The 14,162-nt window shown below is 45.2% G+C and carries 16 protein-coding genes and 1 pseudogene; 6 read left to right on the top strand and 11 right to left on the bottom strand.

Translation table 11 applies throughout. The features are described from left to right. Nucleotides 1–8: 8 nt before the first annotated feature. Nucleotides 9–1,103, bottom strand: coding sequence for a glycosyltransferase (locus VN105_RS07860; protein WP_325639594.1), 1,095 nt, complete (start codon nt 1,101–1,103; stop codon nt 9–11). Between the two features lie 369 nt (nt 1,104–1,472). On the opposite strand from VN105_RS07860, the gene VN105_RS07855 reads away from it, so the two are divergent. After that, a complete protein-coding gene (locus VN105_RS07855; protein WP_079471515.1) occupies nt 1,473–1,721 on the top strand; it encodes a hypothetical protein in 249 nt (82 codons plus the stop codon). Between the two features lie 118 nt (nt 1,722–1,839). Further along, nucleotides 1,840–2,979, top strand: coding sequence for a formimidoylglutamase (locus VN105_RS07850; protein WP_325639593.1), 1,140 nt, complete (start codon nt 1,840–1,842; stop codon nt 2,977–2,979). Nucleotides 2,980–3,024: 45 nt separating this feature from the next. On the opposite strand, the gene VN105_RS07845 is transcribed toward VN105_RS07850, so the two are convergent. From VN105_RS07845 to VN105_RS07815, 7 genes are all read right to left on the bottom strand, one after another. Further along, a complete protein-coding gene (locus tag VN105_RS07845) occupies nt 3,025–3,429 on the bottom strand; it encodes a lysozyme inhibitor LprI family protein (RefSeq protein WP_325639592.1) in 405 nt (134 codons plus the stop codon). 68 nt (nt 3,430–3,497) lie between these two features. Then, entirely contained in the window at nt 3,498–3,899 is a 402-nt protein-coding gene (locus tag VN105_RS07840; protein ID WP_325639591.1) for a lysozyme inhibitor LprI family protein, read from the bottom strand. A 1-nt stretch (nt 3,900) separates the two neighbouring features. Further along, entirely contained in the window at nt 3,901–4,707 is an 807-nt protein-coding gene (locus VN105_RS07835; protein ID WP_325639590.1) for a class I SAM-dependent methyltransferase, read from the bottom strand. Between the two features lie 106 nt (nt 4,708–4,813). After that, the gene (locus VN105_RS07830) at nt 4,814–6,094 is read right to left on the bottom strand and encodes a pitrilysin family protein (protein ID WP_325639588.1); all 1,281 of its coding nucleotides are present in this window, start codon (nt 6,092–6,094) and stop codon (nt 4,814–4,816) included. Nucleotides 6,095–6,136: 42 nt separating this feature from the next. Further along, a complete protein-coding gene (locus VN105_RS07825) occupies nt 6,137–7,375 on the bottom strand; it encodes a pitrilysin family protein (RefSeq protein ID WP_325639586.1) in 1,239 nt (412 codons plus the stop codon). 69 nt (nt 7,376–7,444) lie between these two features. Further along, a complete protein-coding gene (locus VN105_RS07820; protein WP_325639584.1) occupies nt 7,445–8,332 on the bottom strand; it encodes a retropepsin-like aspartic protease in 888 nt (295 codons plus the stop codon). A 43-nt stretch (nt 8,333–8,375) separates the two neighbouring features. After that, entirely contained in the window at nt 8,376–9,605 is a 1,230-nt protein-coding gene (locus tag VN105_RS07815; RefSeq protein ID WP_325639582.1) for an aspartyl protease family protein, read from the bottom strand. A 136-nt stretch (nt 9,606–9,741) separates the two neighbouring features. On the opposite strand from VN105_RS07815, the gene mqnC reads away from it, so the two are divergent. The 3 genes from mqnC to VN105_RS07800 all read left to right on the top strand — a co-directional run bounded on the left by mqnC (nt 9,742) and on the right by VN105_RS07800 (nt 12,351). After that, nucleotides 9,742–10,866, top strand: a complete 1,125-nt coding sequence (gene mqnC, locus VN105_RS07810; protein WP_325639580.1) for a cyclic dehypoxanthinyl futalosine synthase — start codon at nt 9,742–9,744, stop codon at nt 10,864–10,866. 202 nt (nt 10,867–11,068) lie between these two features. Beyond that, a complete protein-coding gene (locus VN105_RS07805; protein WP_325639578.1) occupies nt 11,069–11,671 on the top strand; it encodes a hypothetical protein in 603 nt (200 codons plus the stop codon). A 200-nt stretch (nt 11,672–11,871) separates the two neighbouring features. Beyond that, a complete protein-coding gene (locus VN105_RS07800; RefSeq protein ID WP_325639576.1) occupies nt 11,872–12,351 on the top strand; it encodes a GNAT family protein in 480 nt (159 codons plus the stop codon). Here the strand turns inward: VN105_RS07800 and VN105_RS07795 are convergent. The 3 genes from VN105_RS07795 to VN105_RS07785 are packed head-to-tail and all read right to left on the bottom strand — an operon-like array spanning nt 12,348 to nt 13,768. Further along, entirely contained in the window at nt 12,348–12,470 is a 123-nt protein-coding gene (locus VN105_RS07795) for an amino acid permease C-terminal domain-containing protein (RefSeq protein WP_325639574.1), read from the bottom strand. The genes VN105_RS07800 and VN105_RS07795 overlap by 4 nt on opposite strands. An 11-nt stretch (nt 12,471–12,481) precedes the next feature. After that, a complete protein-coding gene (locus VN105_RS07790; protein ID WP_325639572.1) occupies nt 12,482–12,817 on the bottom strand; it encodes an amino acid permease in 336 nt (111 codons plus the stop codon). 57 nt (nt 12,818–12,874) lie between these two features. Next, nucleotides 12,875–13,768, bottom strand: coding sequence for a hydroxypyruvate isomerase family protein (locus VN105_RS07785; protein ID WP_325639570.1), 894 nt, complete (start codon nt 13,766–13,768; stop codon nt 12,875–12,877). A 212-nt stretch (nt 13,769–13,980) separates the two neighbouring features. Between VN105_RS07785 and VN105_RS07780 the strand changes: the two are divergent. After that, a pseudogene (locus VN105_RS07780) lies at nt 13,981–14,162 on the top strand (hypothetical protein); the annotation flags it as partial.

Raw genomic sequence — 14,162 nt, 5'->3', positions numbered from 1 at the left:
AAATAATATCAGAGCGTTTGTATGAACTGCTGTACTACCTGTTTGTACTGGTTCATATCCTGTTCGTGGTGAAAAGACCGGAAGGGGAAACGGCTTGCTTCGTCCAGTGCGGTTTTCAAATGAAAACGTTCCTGGGGAAGGGAATAGAAGTATCCTTTCTCCATCAGGTATTCACCCAGGTAAACCTGCTCTGACTGACCGGGTGTAGGGATAAGAATTGCTTTTTTATTCAGTTTGGCCAGATCCATCAGGGTAGTGTACCCGGAGCGGCTTAATACCATGTCGGAAGCCAGCATGGCTTCGTTCAGTTCACTGGCATTGAGGTGGTTAATTTGTGTAACCCCCGGGGCTACCTGCACATGCTGTGGTGTGCCTGGTTTCCCGCTTACAATAAGTGCGGTGATGGATAGTTGTTTAACCTGGTCCAGCACCAGTTTTTCCAGGTTAGAGCGTTGTGGCTCAGGGCCGGAGATCAATACGAGCAGGTCGTACTTTTTTTCCACGTTTTGCCTGGGTTCAAACCGGCTCAGGCAACCAATATAGGTAGTATGACCGGGCAACTGACCAGGATGCGCCAACTCACCGGAGAGGTTGTTGTTGCCCGCAAAATCGGGAATCCAGCAGGCGCTGTATTTGTTAATAAAACGATAATTTATTTTTTGCAGGGTCCGCTCTATCCACCCGCCGAACGGCGTTTTGATAAGGAGCTGGTGGGTAATGAAAACGGTGGGTATATTTTTATGATATAAACCAAAACGGTTGTCTGAAATCACCGCATTGATCTGATACTCAGCCACTATCTTCTTCAGCCACCGTTGCTCATAGTTTACGGAGCGAAAAATCTTGGGGATCTGCTGGATGATTTTCAGCCCGAAGAATTGCCCTTTTTGTGCATATTGAATGCGGTAACCGGGTAGCGGAAGTATGGTCAGTTGTGGAAATTCCTGCTGTAGCAAGGCAGCATGTTTGCCTTCGGCTGCAATAAATACCTGACAACCTGCGTTTAGCATTTCACGGATGAGCGGAATATCCCGGGTGGCGTGTCCAAGGCCCCAATCCAGGGGAACGATTAAAATTTTCCGGGACGCAATAATTGTGGACAAATATTTTAATATTTTTTACGAATTTAGCTTAAATTACAAAAGGGCATTGTTAAGAAAAGGTAAACACTTCAAGGAAGGTATTCAAAAATAGCCAAGTATATATTAAACTGCAGTATGAAAAGTATAAAATGGATCGTAGTCTTTTTTCTTTGCGGATGTTTAGTGATGGAAGGATGTAATGTTTTTAAGAAAAACGATTGCGGTTGTCCAACCATGAATAAAAAAAGAATGCACTGATAAGAAGATCTGTTTGATAGCAACGACGACTTTGACAACGACTGACAACTAACAATTTTGCCTTATCTTTTTGAACTATCCTTTGATACCTTGGCCAAACAATATTTCGGGGAACAGTCAAATTTTTTATTCATGAAACCTGTAGATAGAGATTTATTAATCCTGCTACATGAAGATAGGTACACGGAACAGCAGATCCAATCTGCGGTGAGACAAATCAGCGAAATGCTTTCGTTGATTGAGACGATGGATTATCTCTGTGCAGTTATGGAAGTTATGGATTGTAACAAGAGCCGGATCACCAGCAAACGAACCGTGCTGGAAAAAGCAATTTCACGTAAGTCGCACAAGCCATTCGAATTTATTATTCACAAGAACTAGTAGCCTTACCTCTACAAAATTCCCGTTATAGTAGCTTTGACCCGCTGCCTTATCTGCCTGGTTTGCTTTTTTTTAAATTCTTGTTGTACGTTTGCCATCAAATAAACACAATTTACTGATGGCAGATTTTTCGCATCTGCAGGATTTTCTACATCCTGTTTCAAAAGCATTTTTAAACGACGACCAGGAATATGACCCGTTCCAGGTAGGAGGTGTGGTGGATGCATACGAAGATGATCACCATCCGGATATAGATGCAGCTGATATTATTCTGCTGGGCGTTGGAGAAGAAAGAGGTGATGTATCCGGTAAAACAAACACACATGGCCCCGATGCCATACGGAGAGAGTTCTTCAGACTTTATAACTGGCACCGCGATATAAAACTGGCAGATGTGGGCAACCTGCTGCCGGGCGCTTTCCTCGCAGATGCATATGCCGCTATGAAAACAGTGGTGGCAGAATTATTAGCCGCCAATAAAACCGTCATAATCCTCGGTGGTTCCCACGATCTTACTTACCCGCAATATAAGGCCTATGCGTCGCAGCAATTAATTATTGAAGCTACTGTAGCGGATGCACTGATAGACCTGAAAGAAGACTCCGGCATACGCAGTGAACGCTTTTTAATGGACATACTCACTGAGCAACCAAATTACCTGCGGCATTACAATCATATCGGGTTCCAGAGTTATTTCGTACATCCGCGGATGTTAGAAACGCTGGATAAACTCCGGTTCGACTGTTACCGTCTTGGCCGTATCCGGGAGAACATGGAAGAGGCCGAACCGGTATTACGTCATTCGGATCTGTTCAGTCTTGATATCAATATTATCAGGCATACAGATGCACCCGCCAACCAGCTTTCGCCCAATGGTTTCAGCGGCGAAGAAGCCTGTTCACTGGCCAGGTATGCCGGCATGAGCAGCCGCCTCTCCTCTTTTGGTATTTACGGCTACCGTCCTGAGAAAGATAAAGAACACTTAACTGCCCGCCAGATCTCGCAGATGATGTGGTATTTTATGGACGGACGTGCGGTGAAAAATAAAGAAGCCCTGCTGGATGACCGGGATGCTTTCTGGGAATTTCATATAGCCTTTTCCGATATAGAAACGGTTTTCCTGAAGAGTAAGAAAACGGGCCGCTGGTGGATGCAACTACCCGACCGCGAATTTGTACCGTGTGCGTATAACGATTACCTGATGGCCAGCAACAATGAAATGCCGGAACGTTGGTTGCGGCACCAGGAAAGGCTTTGATCATTTTTTCTCCGTACAGTGATATTCATTGTACGGAGAAAAATACTAGATATTAAGCAACGTAGTTAGCCGCTCTTTAATAAATGCCGCTTTGTTATCAGTAGAGATCATGTCGTCATCCAGTCCATCCATTGTGCGTTTGTGCATCTTTTCCACCCGCTCATCTATCTTCTTAAAATATTCTTCTTTCTTTGTTTCCCATACCTGTTGTTCTTCCTGCAACAACTGTTGTTTTCCGCTGTCAAGGCTGGAATAAAGATGCTCAAGGGTACTGTTTAATAAACTGTCCAGTTGCTTATAATAGGTAACTGCGCAGCTATACATATCCTGGCTACTGCCCAGGCACTGCTGGTAATGGTTTTCAAGTGTGTCCAGCGCCGTTTGTTGTGGTGTTTGTGAATACGCTTTCGAACACAGAAATACCGTGAGAAAAATGATTAGATTTCGCATAGGTGCTGTGTGACCGTCAAATATACAATAAATATTTAATAATATACTAATATTAGTAATGTTCCAGTTTAGTTTCCTTGTTTATCGCCAATGGAACCGGTGCATACGTCTCCCTGCGGCAGTCCGTTCAGCCAAACTCTCAGGGCTTCGGCGCGCTGGTTGGTAAGTTCGGTAAGGTAATTGGCCTTGCACATAGGAAACACGCTGCCATAGCTTTTGGCAGCAGCGGGATACATCGCCTGTACCTGTGCATCGCGGAATTGTATCCAGATCCGTTGTGCATCTTTCAGGTTTTTTGTGAACGCTTTGTTGGCTGCATAGTCTTTCAGAATCAACTGGTAAATATCATTCAGCTTTTTGTCTGCGTTTTTATATTCCTGGCCGGCCTGCTTATTCAGTTCTGATTGCGACTGTGAAAAGGCTACCATGCTGCCTGAAACCAATAAAAGAAGGATAAAAAAAGATTTCATGTTATAATGGTTTGAAGAATTTAAATGCGTATACCATTGGCAGCTTTCCTTCCATTCCACGGATATAGAAGCGCCCGTTTTTTTCAATAGTGTTACTAAAACAATTATAAGGAGAAAAATCTACCTCCCGGAATACCTGCAGCTGCAGGCCCTGTGCAGTTAAAGCAGTAACGATTTCGCTCAGCGGATGATTCCATGAATAAGAAGTATGGCGGATACCGCTGCCGCCATCTGTATAGGTGCCTTCTGTTTCCTCTACAATGGTTTGGCTATTGAAATAGCTATAGATAATTTCTTTAAAATTATCATCGAACATCCATATGGCGGGATGAAAATCAGCCATTACAAAGGATCCGCCTGGCTTCAGGAAATGATTCACTACCGCCGCCCATTTGTCGAGATCCGGCAGCCAGCCAATGGTACCATAGGAAGTAAATACGGTATCAAAAGCACCGTTCAGGTGACCGGGTGTGCTGTAAAGATCGCAGCAAACGAAGCTGGCTTTCCCTTTAAGGCCCAGCTGTTGGGTAAGTTCATTTGCGAGGGTAATAGCAGCATCTGAAAGGTCCACTCCTGTTACCGTGGCGCCCATCCGGGCAAGTGATAAGGTATCCTGCCCGAAATGACATTGGAGGTGAAGCACCGTCTTATCATGTAGCGTCCCGAGCAAAGGCAATTCAATTTCTTTGAGCGAATTTTTTCCGGCAAGAAATCCTGGAATATCATAAAATTCAGAACCGGCATGAACACCTGTACGCTGATTCCACAGTTCCTTATTGATGGCAATATAATCCGGTATGGATTCCATTATGGTTCGTTTAAATAAAAATAGTGTTGGGGGGATAATATGTTCCCCAAAAATAAAAGGTTCCCATTAATGGAAACCTTTTATTTTTTGTTAAAATTTTATCTTTTTAAATTACCACCAGTTCATAAAAATCGCCTGGCGTAAAATATTGCTGGGCCAGTTGCTGCAATTCTTCAGCGGTAATTGTTTTAATTGTTTTGATATTATTATAGAAATAGTTCTCATCAAGATCGTTGAGGATAAGGTTTTTCCAGCGCTGGATCAGCTGGAAAGCACCATCCAGGTCGCCCAGGATGGAACCAATCATATAATTGCGCACGAGATCCAGTTCTTCCTGTGGAACAGGTTCGTTTTGCAGGCGCAGCAGCTCTTTGTAAATTTCATCGATCGTTGCTTCGCAAACATCGCGGCCGGCTTCTGTTTGGATGTTCAGCGCACTGGTTTGCCGGAAATTATATAGCTGGGAATAGATACCGTAAGTATAGCCCTTTTCTTCCCGGATATTGCTCATCAGGCGGGAACCGAAGTAGCCGCCAAAGATAGTGTTTAACACCAGCATCTTCGGAAAATCAGGATGGTAGCGGTTGGGGAAATGACGGGCAACACGCACGGCGCCCTGTACCCCGTTTTCATCATTAAAGATCCGGAACTTTTTTTCTTCGGCCGGTTGTATCGGCAGATCAAGTTTTACCAGGTGTGCTTCACCATTCCATTTGGTGGCGCCAAAGTATTGATTCAACAACGGGACCATGTTAGCCGGAAGGTTGCCAGCTACAAAGATCTTACAGTTGTTATAAGTATAATGCTTTTTATAAAAGGCCTGTAAGCCTTCGGGTTGTAACGCGTCATACGCCATCATGGAGCTTACGCGGCCATATGGATGAAATTCGCCGAACAGGTATTTATCGATAAAGCGGTTACCTACAAAGTCGCATTTGAGCAGGTTTACCGCCAGTTTTTGCTTTTGGTTCTGTTTATACAGGTTCAGCTCTTCTTCCGGGAATACCGGGTCCAGGATCACTTCCTGCAGCATGGGCAGCAGTACTTCCGCATGCTTGGTAAGGCAATGAAGGGTATAGGTGGCATTTTCATGATAGGCGTTACGGTTAAGGTAAGCGCCATGATAATCTATATTTTCATTGATTTGCTGGGCGGTGTGTTTGCTGGTACCATTTTTCATGAGAAAGTTGGTAGCAGCGGCTTCCAGGCTTTCGCTTTCATACCAGCTACCGGCAGGAAATACCAGTTCCAGCTGTAATGTTTCCTGTTCGTCCGACTTCATCACATATACAGGAATGCCGTTGTCCAGTGTATACTGTTCATACGGTTTCAGCTTTATATCAAAGTCCACCGCATCTTTAATGGGAGGGGCAATCGTTCTGTTCATCGTGTGTTATTTAAAGGGTGAGGGCCGGATGCAAGCGTGGCACTAACTGGCAGCGTAATAGTAAATGGTATTTGAATTTTTTTCATCAAAAAGCAGTTTTGCTTCTTCATGTATGGCAGCAGCGGTTACTACTTCATAATTTTCAAATTCGCGGTTCATCAGTGCAGCATCGCCCAGCAGTTCATAAAAGGCCAGGTTGTTGGCGCGGTTTAATAAGCTCATATCTTCGAAGGCCAGTAAGCTTTCGACGCGGTTTTTTACTTTTTGCAATTCCCGTTCTGAGATCACCTCCTGTTGCAGTTTTTCCAATTCCTGCTGGATGGCTTTTTCTGCATCTTTCATTTTAACACCTTTTACCAGTTTTCCTTCTATGGTTAATAAGCCGGCGTCGAGGCTGCCAAAATGATAACACTCAATATTACTGAATAGTTTTTTTTCTTTTACCAGTACCTGGTGCAAACGGGAGGAGCTGCCACCGCCAAGAATGTCGGAGATCAGGTCTGCCGCGTAGTAGCGTTTATCTGTACGGGCGTACATATGATAGCATTTATACAGGGCATCCAGCGGTACATTGGCTTTTACTTCCAGTTTATGCGCTGCGGCCTGGGGTGGTTCCACCGGCAGGTTGCGGTGATACTTTTCCCCGGAAGGGATATCGCCAAACCATTTTTCCGCGAGGGTTTTCACCTGTTCTACCGTAACATTGCCGCCTACAGCAAGAATTGCATTTACCGGGCGGTAATATTTAAAGAAAAATGCTTTTACATCTTCCAGCTTTGCATTTTCTATATGAGATAATTCTTTACCGATAGTCATCCAGCGATAAGGATGGGTAGTGTACGACAGCTCCCGCATTTTATGCCATACATCTCCATAAGGTTTATTGATATAATGTTCCTTAAATTCTTCCGACACCACTTTGCGTTGTACATCCAGGCTTTTTTCGCCGAAGGCCAGGGAAAGCATACGGTCGCTTTCCAGCCAGAAGGCCGTTTCGATATTTTCAGCGGGCAACTGGATGTAGTAATTGGTCAGGTCGCTGGTAGTATAGGCGTTATTTTCGCCGCCTGCCATCTGTAAAGGCTCGTCGTAAGAGGGGATATTGATGGATCCCCCAAACATCAGGTGCTCAAACAGGTGGGCAAACCCTGTTTGCGCCGGGTTTTCATCTCTCGCTCCCACATCATACAGTACATTTAATACAGCCATCGGCGTGGTATGGTCCTCATGTACAATCACTCTCAGTCCGTTTGCCAGCGTAAATTTATTATAATGGATCATATCTTTTTATTGGTCAATACGGTAAAAATAGGGAATTACGGTAAGCTTTCAGCCCAAAACGGCAAAAAGCTACTCCAGGTACAGTTCCTTTTTATCGTAATTAATAGTGAGAGTGTAGTCTTTCCAGATATCATAACCAATGGAGCCCGCTACTTCGGTAAATACGCCCAGGTCGTCGATATCCTTGCTGTAGCTTACCGGTACATTGGGGATGCTGCGGCCTCCCATTTCCAGTGAGGGCACCGAACTATTGATATAATACAATACTTTCAGCATATCCTGTACACGGTCTGTATTGATGGTGGGGAGCAGGGTATTCAGTTTATATTTATCCACGTAAGGCCAGTTAAAAAGGATGCCATAGTCGCCGCCGGTGGTAATATGATAGTGGCCTGGCAACCGGCGACCATCGGGCAGCTGTATGGAAGCATCAATCACCGGGGTGCTGAAGTTAAGCTGGAAATGCAGCAAACGGCCGGTATTGCCAACGGGTGTTTTTCCTGATTTATACAGCACCAGCTGTTTGGCGCGGTAGTCTATTTTTACAATATACAGTTTCAGTAAAGCGATGCCTATAATGCCATCTACCGGGCCAAGGGTGCTGAGGTTTTCCAGGTATACTTTTACGTAGGGAATGCGGAGTTCTTTCAGGTAAACAGCATTCAGGGTGGCCAGCTCTGTTTTGGCCATTGCATTGTTGGTGCCGGTTAAAAAGGCATTGCCGGCATTTTTCAGCTGTAATTTAGCGGCGGTATTGGTGTGCATTACGGTTACTTCCGCCCCGCTGTCAAAAATAAAATGAAGGGTGTCTGCACTGCCGGAAACTACTACAGGTATAACCACCTGCCGGTTGATGAGTTCAAAGGGAATAACGGCCAGTGGTTTGGAATTATCTGTTGCAGGTGCAGACGAGCCTCTGCGCTGGGCATGGGCAGGCATCAGGGCAGAGCTATACAAGATGGTTACTGTTAATAAAAAGCGCCACATGACACAAATAACGTCAAAGAATACTTTTTATTGGCAATTTTTTAATGAGCAATTCTTTATCACGGCTTATGAGGCAGGTGGCCCTGGTGCCTATATTTTTGAGCAATTCGCGAAACAGCTGGAGGTTGGGCCCCAGGTTGTTGTTAATACCCATGATGATATCGCCTGTGCGGAAGCCGGCTTTTTCGGCTGGCGACCCTTTGATGATATCTGTTACTTCCACCCTTCCGTTGATCAGGTAAATGATCAGACCCGTGTAGGAATAATCAAACATATCCCGGAAATGTGTGTTGGGCAGCATGTATATTTCCTTTTTACCGTAGTTAAGCGTTATGTTAAAACGGCGGAGCAAATCGTTGCCTATCATTCCGCCAAGAAAAGGATAAGCGGTAACATTGCTTTTATCATCAAACACATAGGTGGGCACATTCCGGAAACTGTAATTACCAATGCGAAATTCGCTTACAGTGGTGAGCGACATGGTCATTTTACCGCCCAGGCCCTGGGCTTCCGTTTGTATGATCTTTTTGGCGCGCCGTCTTTTGCCCTGTAACACACTGCTGTCGTTTACAAACTGGGAAGATAGCAGCAGGCACATACCAGCGCCGGTATCGAAATAATAGCGGTTGGTGATGGTACGCACTGCGTTTCTCAGCGGGGCGGATATCAGCGGGATCTGTGTGAGGGATGGCCGCAGGAGCTGACCACCTTTAGGATAGGTATATTTTCCTTTGGAGTAAATAATAATTTCTTCTGTATCATAATCGATTGTCACAATATACCGGCTCAGCAAACTGTACCCGATGATACCATCTACCTGTATGCCATACACCTGGCTGATCAGCTCATAATCGTTGATATGAAAATCAAGACTGTCTACTTTTAATCCCGGGAGCTTCAGGGAATGGTGCCGGGCAAAGGAAACGGGTTTGGAGCTGCCGAGTCCTTTGATGATCCTGTCTGAAGGTTCCATGCTTATACCGAGCCTGAGGCAGGTGGTGGTATCCAGTGAAATACCTGCGCTGCCGGTATCGAGGATAAACTGAAGAGTATCGGGATAGTTGCTTACCAGGGCCTGTATTACTACTACTCCCCCGTAGTATTGCTTGAAGTGGAAGCGGGTAATCAGCATAGCTTCGCGAGTACTATCGTTATCGAACGTGGCATTTCCGGCTTTAGTGCTCATTGATGTGCCGGCGGCTGCCAGAAGCAGCATAACGCGTAACAGAATTGGTTTAAGCATACTTGGTTGATGCAGGGATGTTGTATTGCTATAAATTTAACATTAAATAGTGTTCGTATAAAATATATTTGTTACAGGCGGTTAATTGCCTAAATACTACCTTTGCTAAAGTTATTCAGGGTTAGAAATATAGCACATGGAACTTCAGGATTTATACAAAAAGGCGCAGAACTTTGAGTTTCTGTCAGCAGCAGAGGGCGTTTACCTGTTTGAAAATGCCCCGCTGGCTGAATTGATGGAAATAGCCAATGAGTTACGCAAGCAGCAGGTTCCTCATGGAAAGGTAACCTGGCAGATAGACAGGAACGTAAATACCACCAACGTATGTACGGCCAACTGCAAGTTTTGTAACTTTTACCGTATTCCCGGCCATAAGGAGGCCTACATTACGCCGATTGAAGAGTACAAAAGAAAGATCGATGAAACCCTTAAGTATGGCGGCGATCAGCTGCTGTTACAGGGAGGGCATCACCCGGAACTGGGTCTCAGTTTCTATGTAGATCTTTTCAAACAGCTGAAGCAGTTATACCCCGAATTAAGATTACACACCCTTGGCCCTCCCGAAGTGGCGCATATTACCAAGCTGGAAAAAAGTACGCATATAGAAGTGCTTCGTGCGCTGCAGGAAGCGGGAATGGACAGTCTTCCCGGCGCCGGTGCGGAAATACTGAACGACCGTGTCCGCCGCCTGATCTCCAAAGGAAAATGCGGCGCCCAGGAATGGCTGGATGTAATGCGGGCGGCGCATAAGCTGAACATTGCTTCTTCCGCTACCATGATGTTTGGCCACGTGGAAACAGTGCTGGAAAGGTTTGAACACCTGGCAGACATACGGCAGGTGCAAAGCGAAAAGCCGGAAGGACATTACGGGTTCACTGCTTTCATTCCATGGACCTTCCAGGATGTGGATACCCTGCTGGCCAGGATCCGTGGCGTACATAACATGACCACCGCTGAAGAATATATCCGCATGATTGCCATGAGCCGTATCATGTTACCAAATATTAAAAATATCCAGGCATCGTGGTTAACGGTGGGTAAGCAGGTAGCGCAACTTTGCCTGCATGCGGGCGCTAACGATTTCGGATCCATCATGATCGAAGAAAACGTGGTAAGTGCTGCCGGCGCCCCGCATCGCTTCACCTACCTGTCTATGCAGGAAGCCATCCGTGAAGCAGGTTTTGAACCACAGTTGCGTACACAGCTGTACAAATTCAGGGAGCTGCCTGCCGCTATTGAAGAGCAGGTAATCAATTACTGATAAGAAGCATTTATGTTTAAAAGGCATGCCAACACCGGCATGCCTTTTTTATTGTGTGTAAACCATTCATTAGCAAATCATTAACAAGTCTCAAAGAATTGTTAAAACTACCGTATACATGTTACAAATTGCCCGGTTCTACGTCTAACAGATACAAACTAATAAAACTAAAGGAGGGAATATGAAAAAGCTGGGTCTTATCATGGCAGGATTTGCAATCATGGCCATGGCAGCCTGTTCAAGCACCAAAGTAACGTCTTCCTGGCGTTCCAATGATGCACAGCAACTGCAAAAGGATAACAAGATAATGGTAATGGCGCTGGTACCTCAGAGAGATCGTACACTGCGCAGCCAGATGGAAAATTATACTGTAACGGAACTGAGAAGGAAAGGATATAATGCCGTATCAGCACTGCAAACCTACGGCCCCAACGACATGGCTAAAATGACGGAAAAGCAGGTATTGAAGCAATTACAGGGTAGTGATGTAAACCAGATCATGACTATTGTAATGCTGGATAAAGGCAGGGAAAGAAACTTTGTTCCCAATTATTCTCCCTACGGTTATTACGGATTCTGGCCTTATTACTCTATGTGGTCATCCAGGATGTATGCTCCCGGATACTATACCTATAACACCAAGTATCAATGGGAAGGGAACCTGTATGATATGAAGAGCGGACAAATGCTGTACTCCGTACAATCACAGTCGTTCGACCCGCCAACAACGGAAAGAATGGCCGTATTATACGCTCAGCAGGTGGTAAGAGATATGGCTAAACAACAATTGTTAGCCAAACAGTAAACGGTAGTAAATAGAGAATAAACAGCCGCCGGCACTTAGTTTTGTACAACAGCACTAAAGGTCGGCGGCTATTTACTGCGGGCTAATTGGATTTTACAGGAAATCGGTGTAAGTTTAACGCCCTTTTAAATCCAGTTATGTTCGAAATAACCGTTAATGAAGACATATACCTGCGGTAGCTACAGGCGCCGGATGCCCCTTTGGTATATAAACAGCTGGATGCATCGCGCAAAAGTTTGCGCAGGTTTTTGCCCTGGGTAGATTACAATACCAATGAAGAACATTCCCTACGTTTTATAGAAATGATGTTACGCAAAGCTGAAGAGCAGGAAGCCATCGCATTGGGTGTATGGTATAAAAAACAGTTTTGCGGGGTGATTGATCTGCATGGGTGGGACCACCAGCTGCAGAAAGCAGAAATAGGCTATTGGATAGGAGAAGAATTTCAGCGGAAAGGCATTGCCACCGCAGCTTGCAAAGGGCTTATTTCCTTTGCCTTTAAAAAGCTGTACCTGAATAAAATAGAGATCCGTTTTGTACTACAGAATGAGCGTAGTGGTCAGATCCCGATTAAACTGGGTTTTGCTAAGGAAGGTACGCTGCGCCACAGTGCCAAACTGCATGGGCAGTATGTGGATATGGTGGTGATGGGGGTATTACGGCAAGACTGGAAATATTAACTTTTCAGCTGGTTGCGCACTTTACTGTGATGCTTACCATAAAACTCATATATCGCCATACCTATTGCCATCCATACAATAAGGCGCAGCCAGGTATCCCATGGAAGGAATGCCATCATAACGGCACAGGTCAGAATGCCCATGATAGGTACAAATGGTACCCCATGGTGGTATAGGCATAGGTGTATGCGCTCCCCGCTACAGGGATCATAGATGCAAATTCAGCATAGCAAAGCCCTGCAAAGGCGCATCCAACACCAGCCACCACAAAGGAAAGCGTAACTGCCGGCCCGGCGTTATTGCCGGCGGCGGGACCTGTCAGGGAAAACAGCCCCGCACCGATAATAACACCGAGGCCCAGCATCAGTAGCTGAAAGCCATTCAGCGTACGTTTGAGGGTATTTTTGTTTTCATTGGCCGACTCGTTGAGCAGCCATGATAAAGGCTTTTTATAATATTGATCCATATTGTATACCCTACTGTTTCGGTAGACTGGTCCGCGAAAGTAGGATATATTATGAATTTAAGCGAGATCGCAGATGCCTACCGCCTGGCGGAGCGATGCGATCTGGTCTTTATGGGCAGGAATAAACTCCTGGGCCACATGTCCTTTAAAGCCGGTTTCGTAGATCGCTTTCATGATAGCCGGGTAGTACAGTTCCTGGGTTTCATCAATTTCATGACGGCCAGGTACGCCGCCGGTATGGTAATGCGCAAAATATTCGTGGTATTGGCGGATATTACTGATTACATCCCCTTCCATGATCTGCATATGGTAAATGTCGTATAACAGCTTGAAGTTTGGAGAACCCACTGATTTACAGAGTTCTACACCCCAGGCGGTATGGTCGCACTGGTAATCGTGGTGGTTTACTTTACTGTTCAGCAGCTCCATTACCAGGGTTACCTTTTTCTTTTCTGCATAGCCAATTATCCGTTGGAGGCCTTTGGTGCAGTTTTCAATGCCTTCCTGGTCGCTCATACCCTCACGGTTACCCGAAAAGCAGATCAGGTTAGTGAAGCCGGCTTTCGCGGTTTCATCTATATAATGTTTAAAATACTCTTCCAGTTTATCGTGGTGGGCTACTTTGTTGAACCCTTTGGTGATACCCCAATCCGGCCCATTACTGGCTACCATGGCGGTGATCATGTCATTCTTCTTCAGGACATCGAAGTCCTTCGGATCAACGAGATCTATGGAGTGGAGGCCTATTTTTTTGGCCGCCTTGCACAGTTCATCCAGGGGAATATTGTAACACCAGGCGCATACCGAGTGATTGATTTTGCCTTTTAGTTTTTCGTCTACTGCCTGGTCGTGGGCAGATACCCTGTTGGAAAGGGAAGATAACGCGGTGGATGCTAATGCCATAGTGGCCACTTTTTTAATCATATCGCGGCGTGAGTTTTCCTGGTGCATAAAAAGGTTTGCTTTAAACTGCCATCAATGTAGTTGAAATTATGCTTACTTGCAAGCGAGGGACCCATTTTAAGACGCAAAATAGCGTGGAAATACGCAATTTATTTTTCCAGTAAAACCAACCGCACTCATCCCGCGTTAATATGGTAACTTGCAGTTAGTTTCGAATTTGGTAAGTAATTTGTTTATGTATTGAAAAGCGGAGGTTGAATATGGAAAAAAAATATACGCCCAGTTTGTGGATCTGCATCCTGATGGATGTTTTGGGATGTGCCAGTTATGCGGTACCGGTATTAGGAGATGTGAGTGATTTTATCTGGGCTCCAATTTCTGCCATTATATTCTATCGCATGTTTGGTGGCACCATTGGTACTTTTGGTAGTGTTTTTAACTT

The sequence above is a fragment of the Chitinophaga sp. genome, from assembly GCF_035564935.1.
In the GTDB taxonomy this organism is placed as follows: Bacteria; Bacteroidota; Bacteroidia; order Chitinophagales; family Chitinophagaceae; genus Chitinophaga.
This window is presented reverse-complemented; position numbering and strand designations above follow the sequence as displayed.

Coding starts and splice junctions, on each gene's coding strand:
- VN105_RS07855 (WP_079471515.1), top strand. CDS start 1,473: ATGAAACCTGTAGATAGAGATTTATTAATCCTGCTACATGAAGATAGG.
- VN105_RS07850 (WP_325639593.1), top strand. CDS start 1,840: ATGGCAGATTTTTCGCATCTGCAGGATTTTCTACATCCTGTTTCAAAA.
- VN105_RS07845 (WP_325639592.1), bottom strand. CDS start 3,429: ATGCGAAATCTAATCATTTTTCTCACGGTATTTCTGTGTTCGAAAGCG.
- VN105_RS07840 (WP_325639591.1), bottom strand. CDS start 3,899: ATGAAATCTTTTTTTATCCTTCTTTTATTGGTTTCAGGCAGCATGGTA.
- VN105_RS07835 (WP_325639590.1), bottom strand. CDS start 4,707: ATGGAATCCATACCGGATTATATTGCCATCAATAAGGAACTGTGGAAT.
- VN105_RS07830 (WP_325639588.1), bottom strand. CDS start 6,094: ATGAACAGAACGATTGCCCCTCCCATTAAAGATGCGGTGGACTTTGAT.
- VN105_RS07825 (WP_325639586.1), bottom strand. CDS start 7,375: ATGATCCATTATAATAAATTTACGCTGGCAAACGGACTGAGAGTGATT.
- VN105_RS07815 (WP_325639582.1), bottom strand. CDS start 9,605: ATGCTTAAACCAATTCTGTTACGCGTTATGCTGCTTCTGGCAGCCGCC.
- mqnC (WP_325639580.1), top strand. CDS start 9,742: ATGGAACTTCAGGATTTATACAAAAAGGCGCAGAACTTTGAGTTTCTG.
- VN105_RS07805 (WP_325639578.1), top strand. CDS start 11,069: ATGGCAGGATTTGCAATCATGGCCATGGCAGCCTGTTCAAGCACCAAA.
- VN105_RS07795 (WP_325639574.1), bottom strand. CDS start 12,470: ATGATGGCATTCCTTCCATGGGATACCTGGCTGCGCCTTATTGTATGG.
- VN105_RS07790 (WP_325639572.1), bottom strand. CDS start 12,817: ATGGATCAATATTATAAAAAGCCTTTATCATGGCTGCTCAACGAGTCG.
- VN105_RS07785 (WP_325639570.1), bottom strand. CDS start 13,768: ATGCACCAGGAAAACTCACGCCGCGATATGATTAAAAAAGTGGCCACT.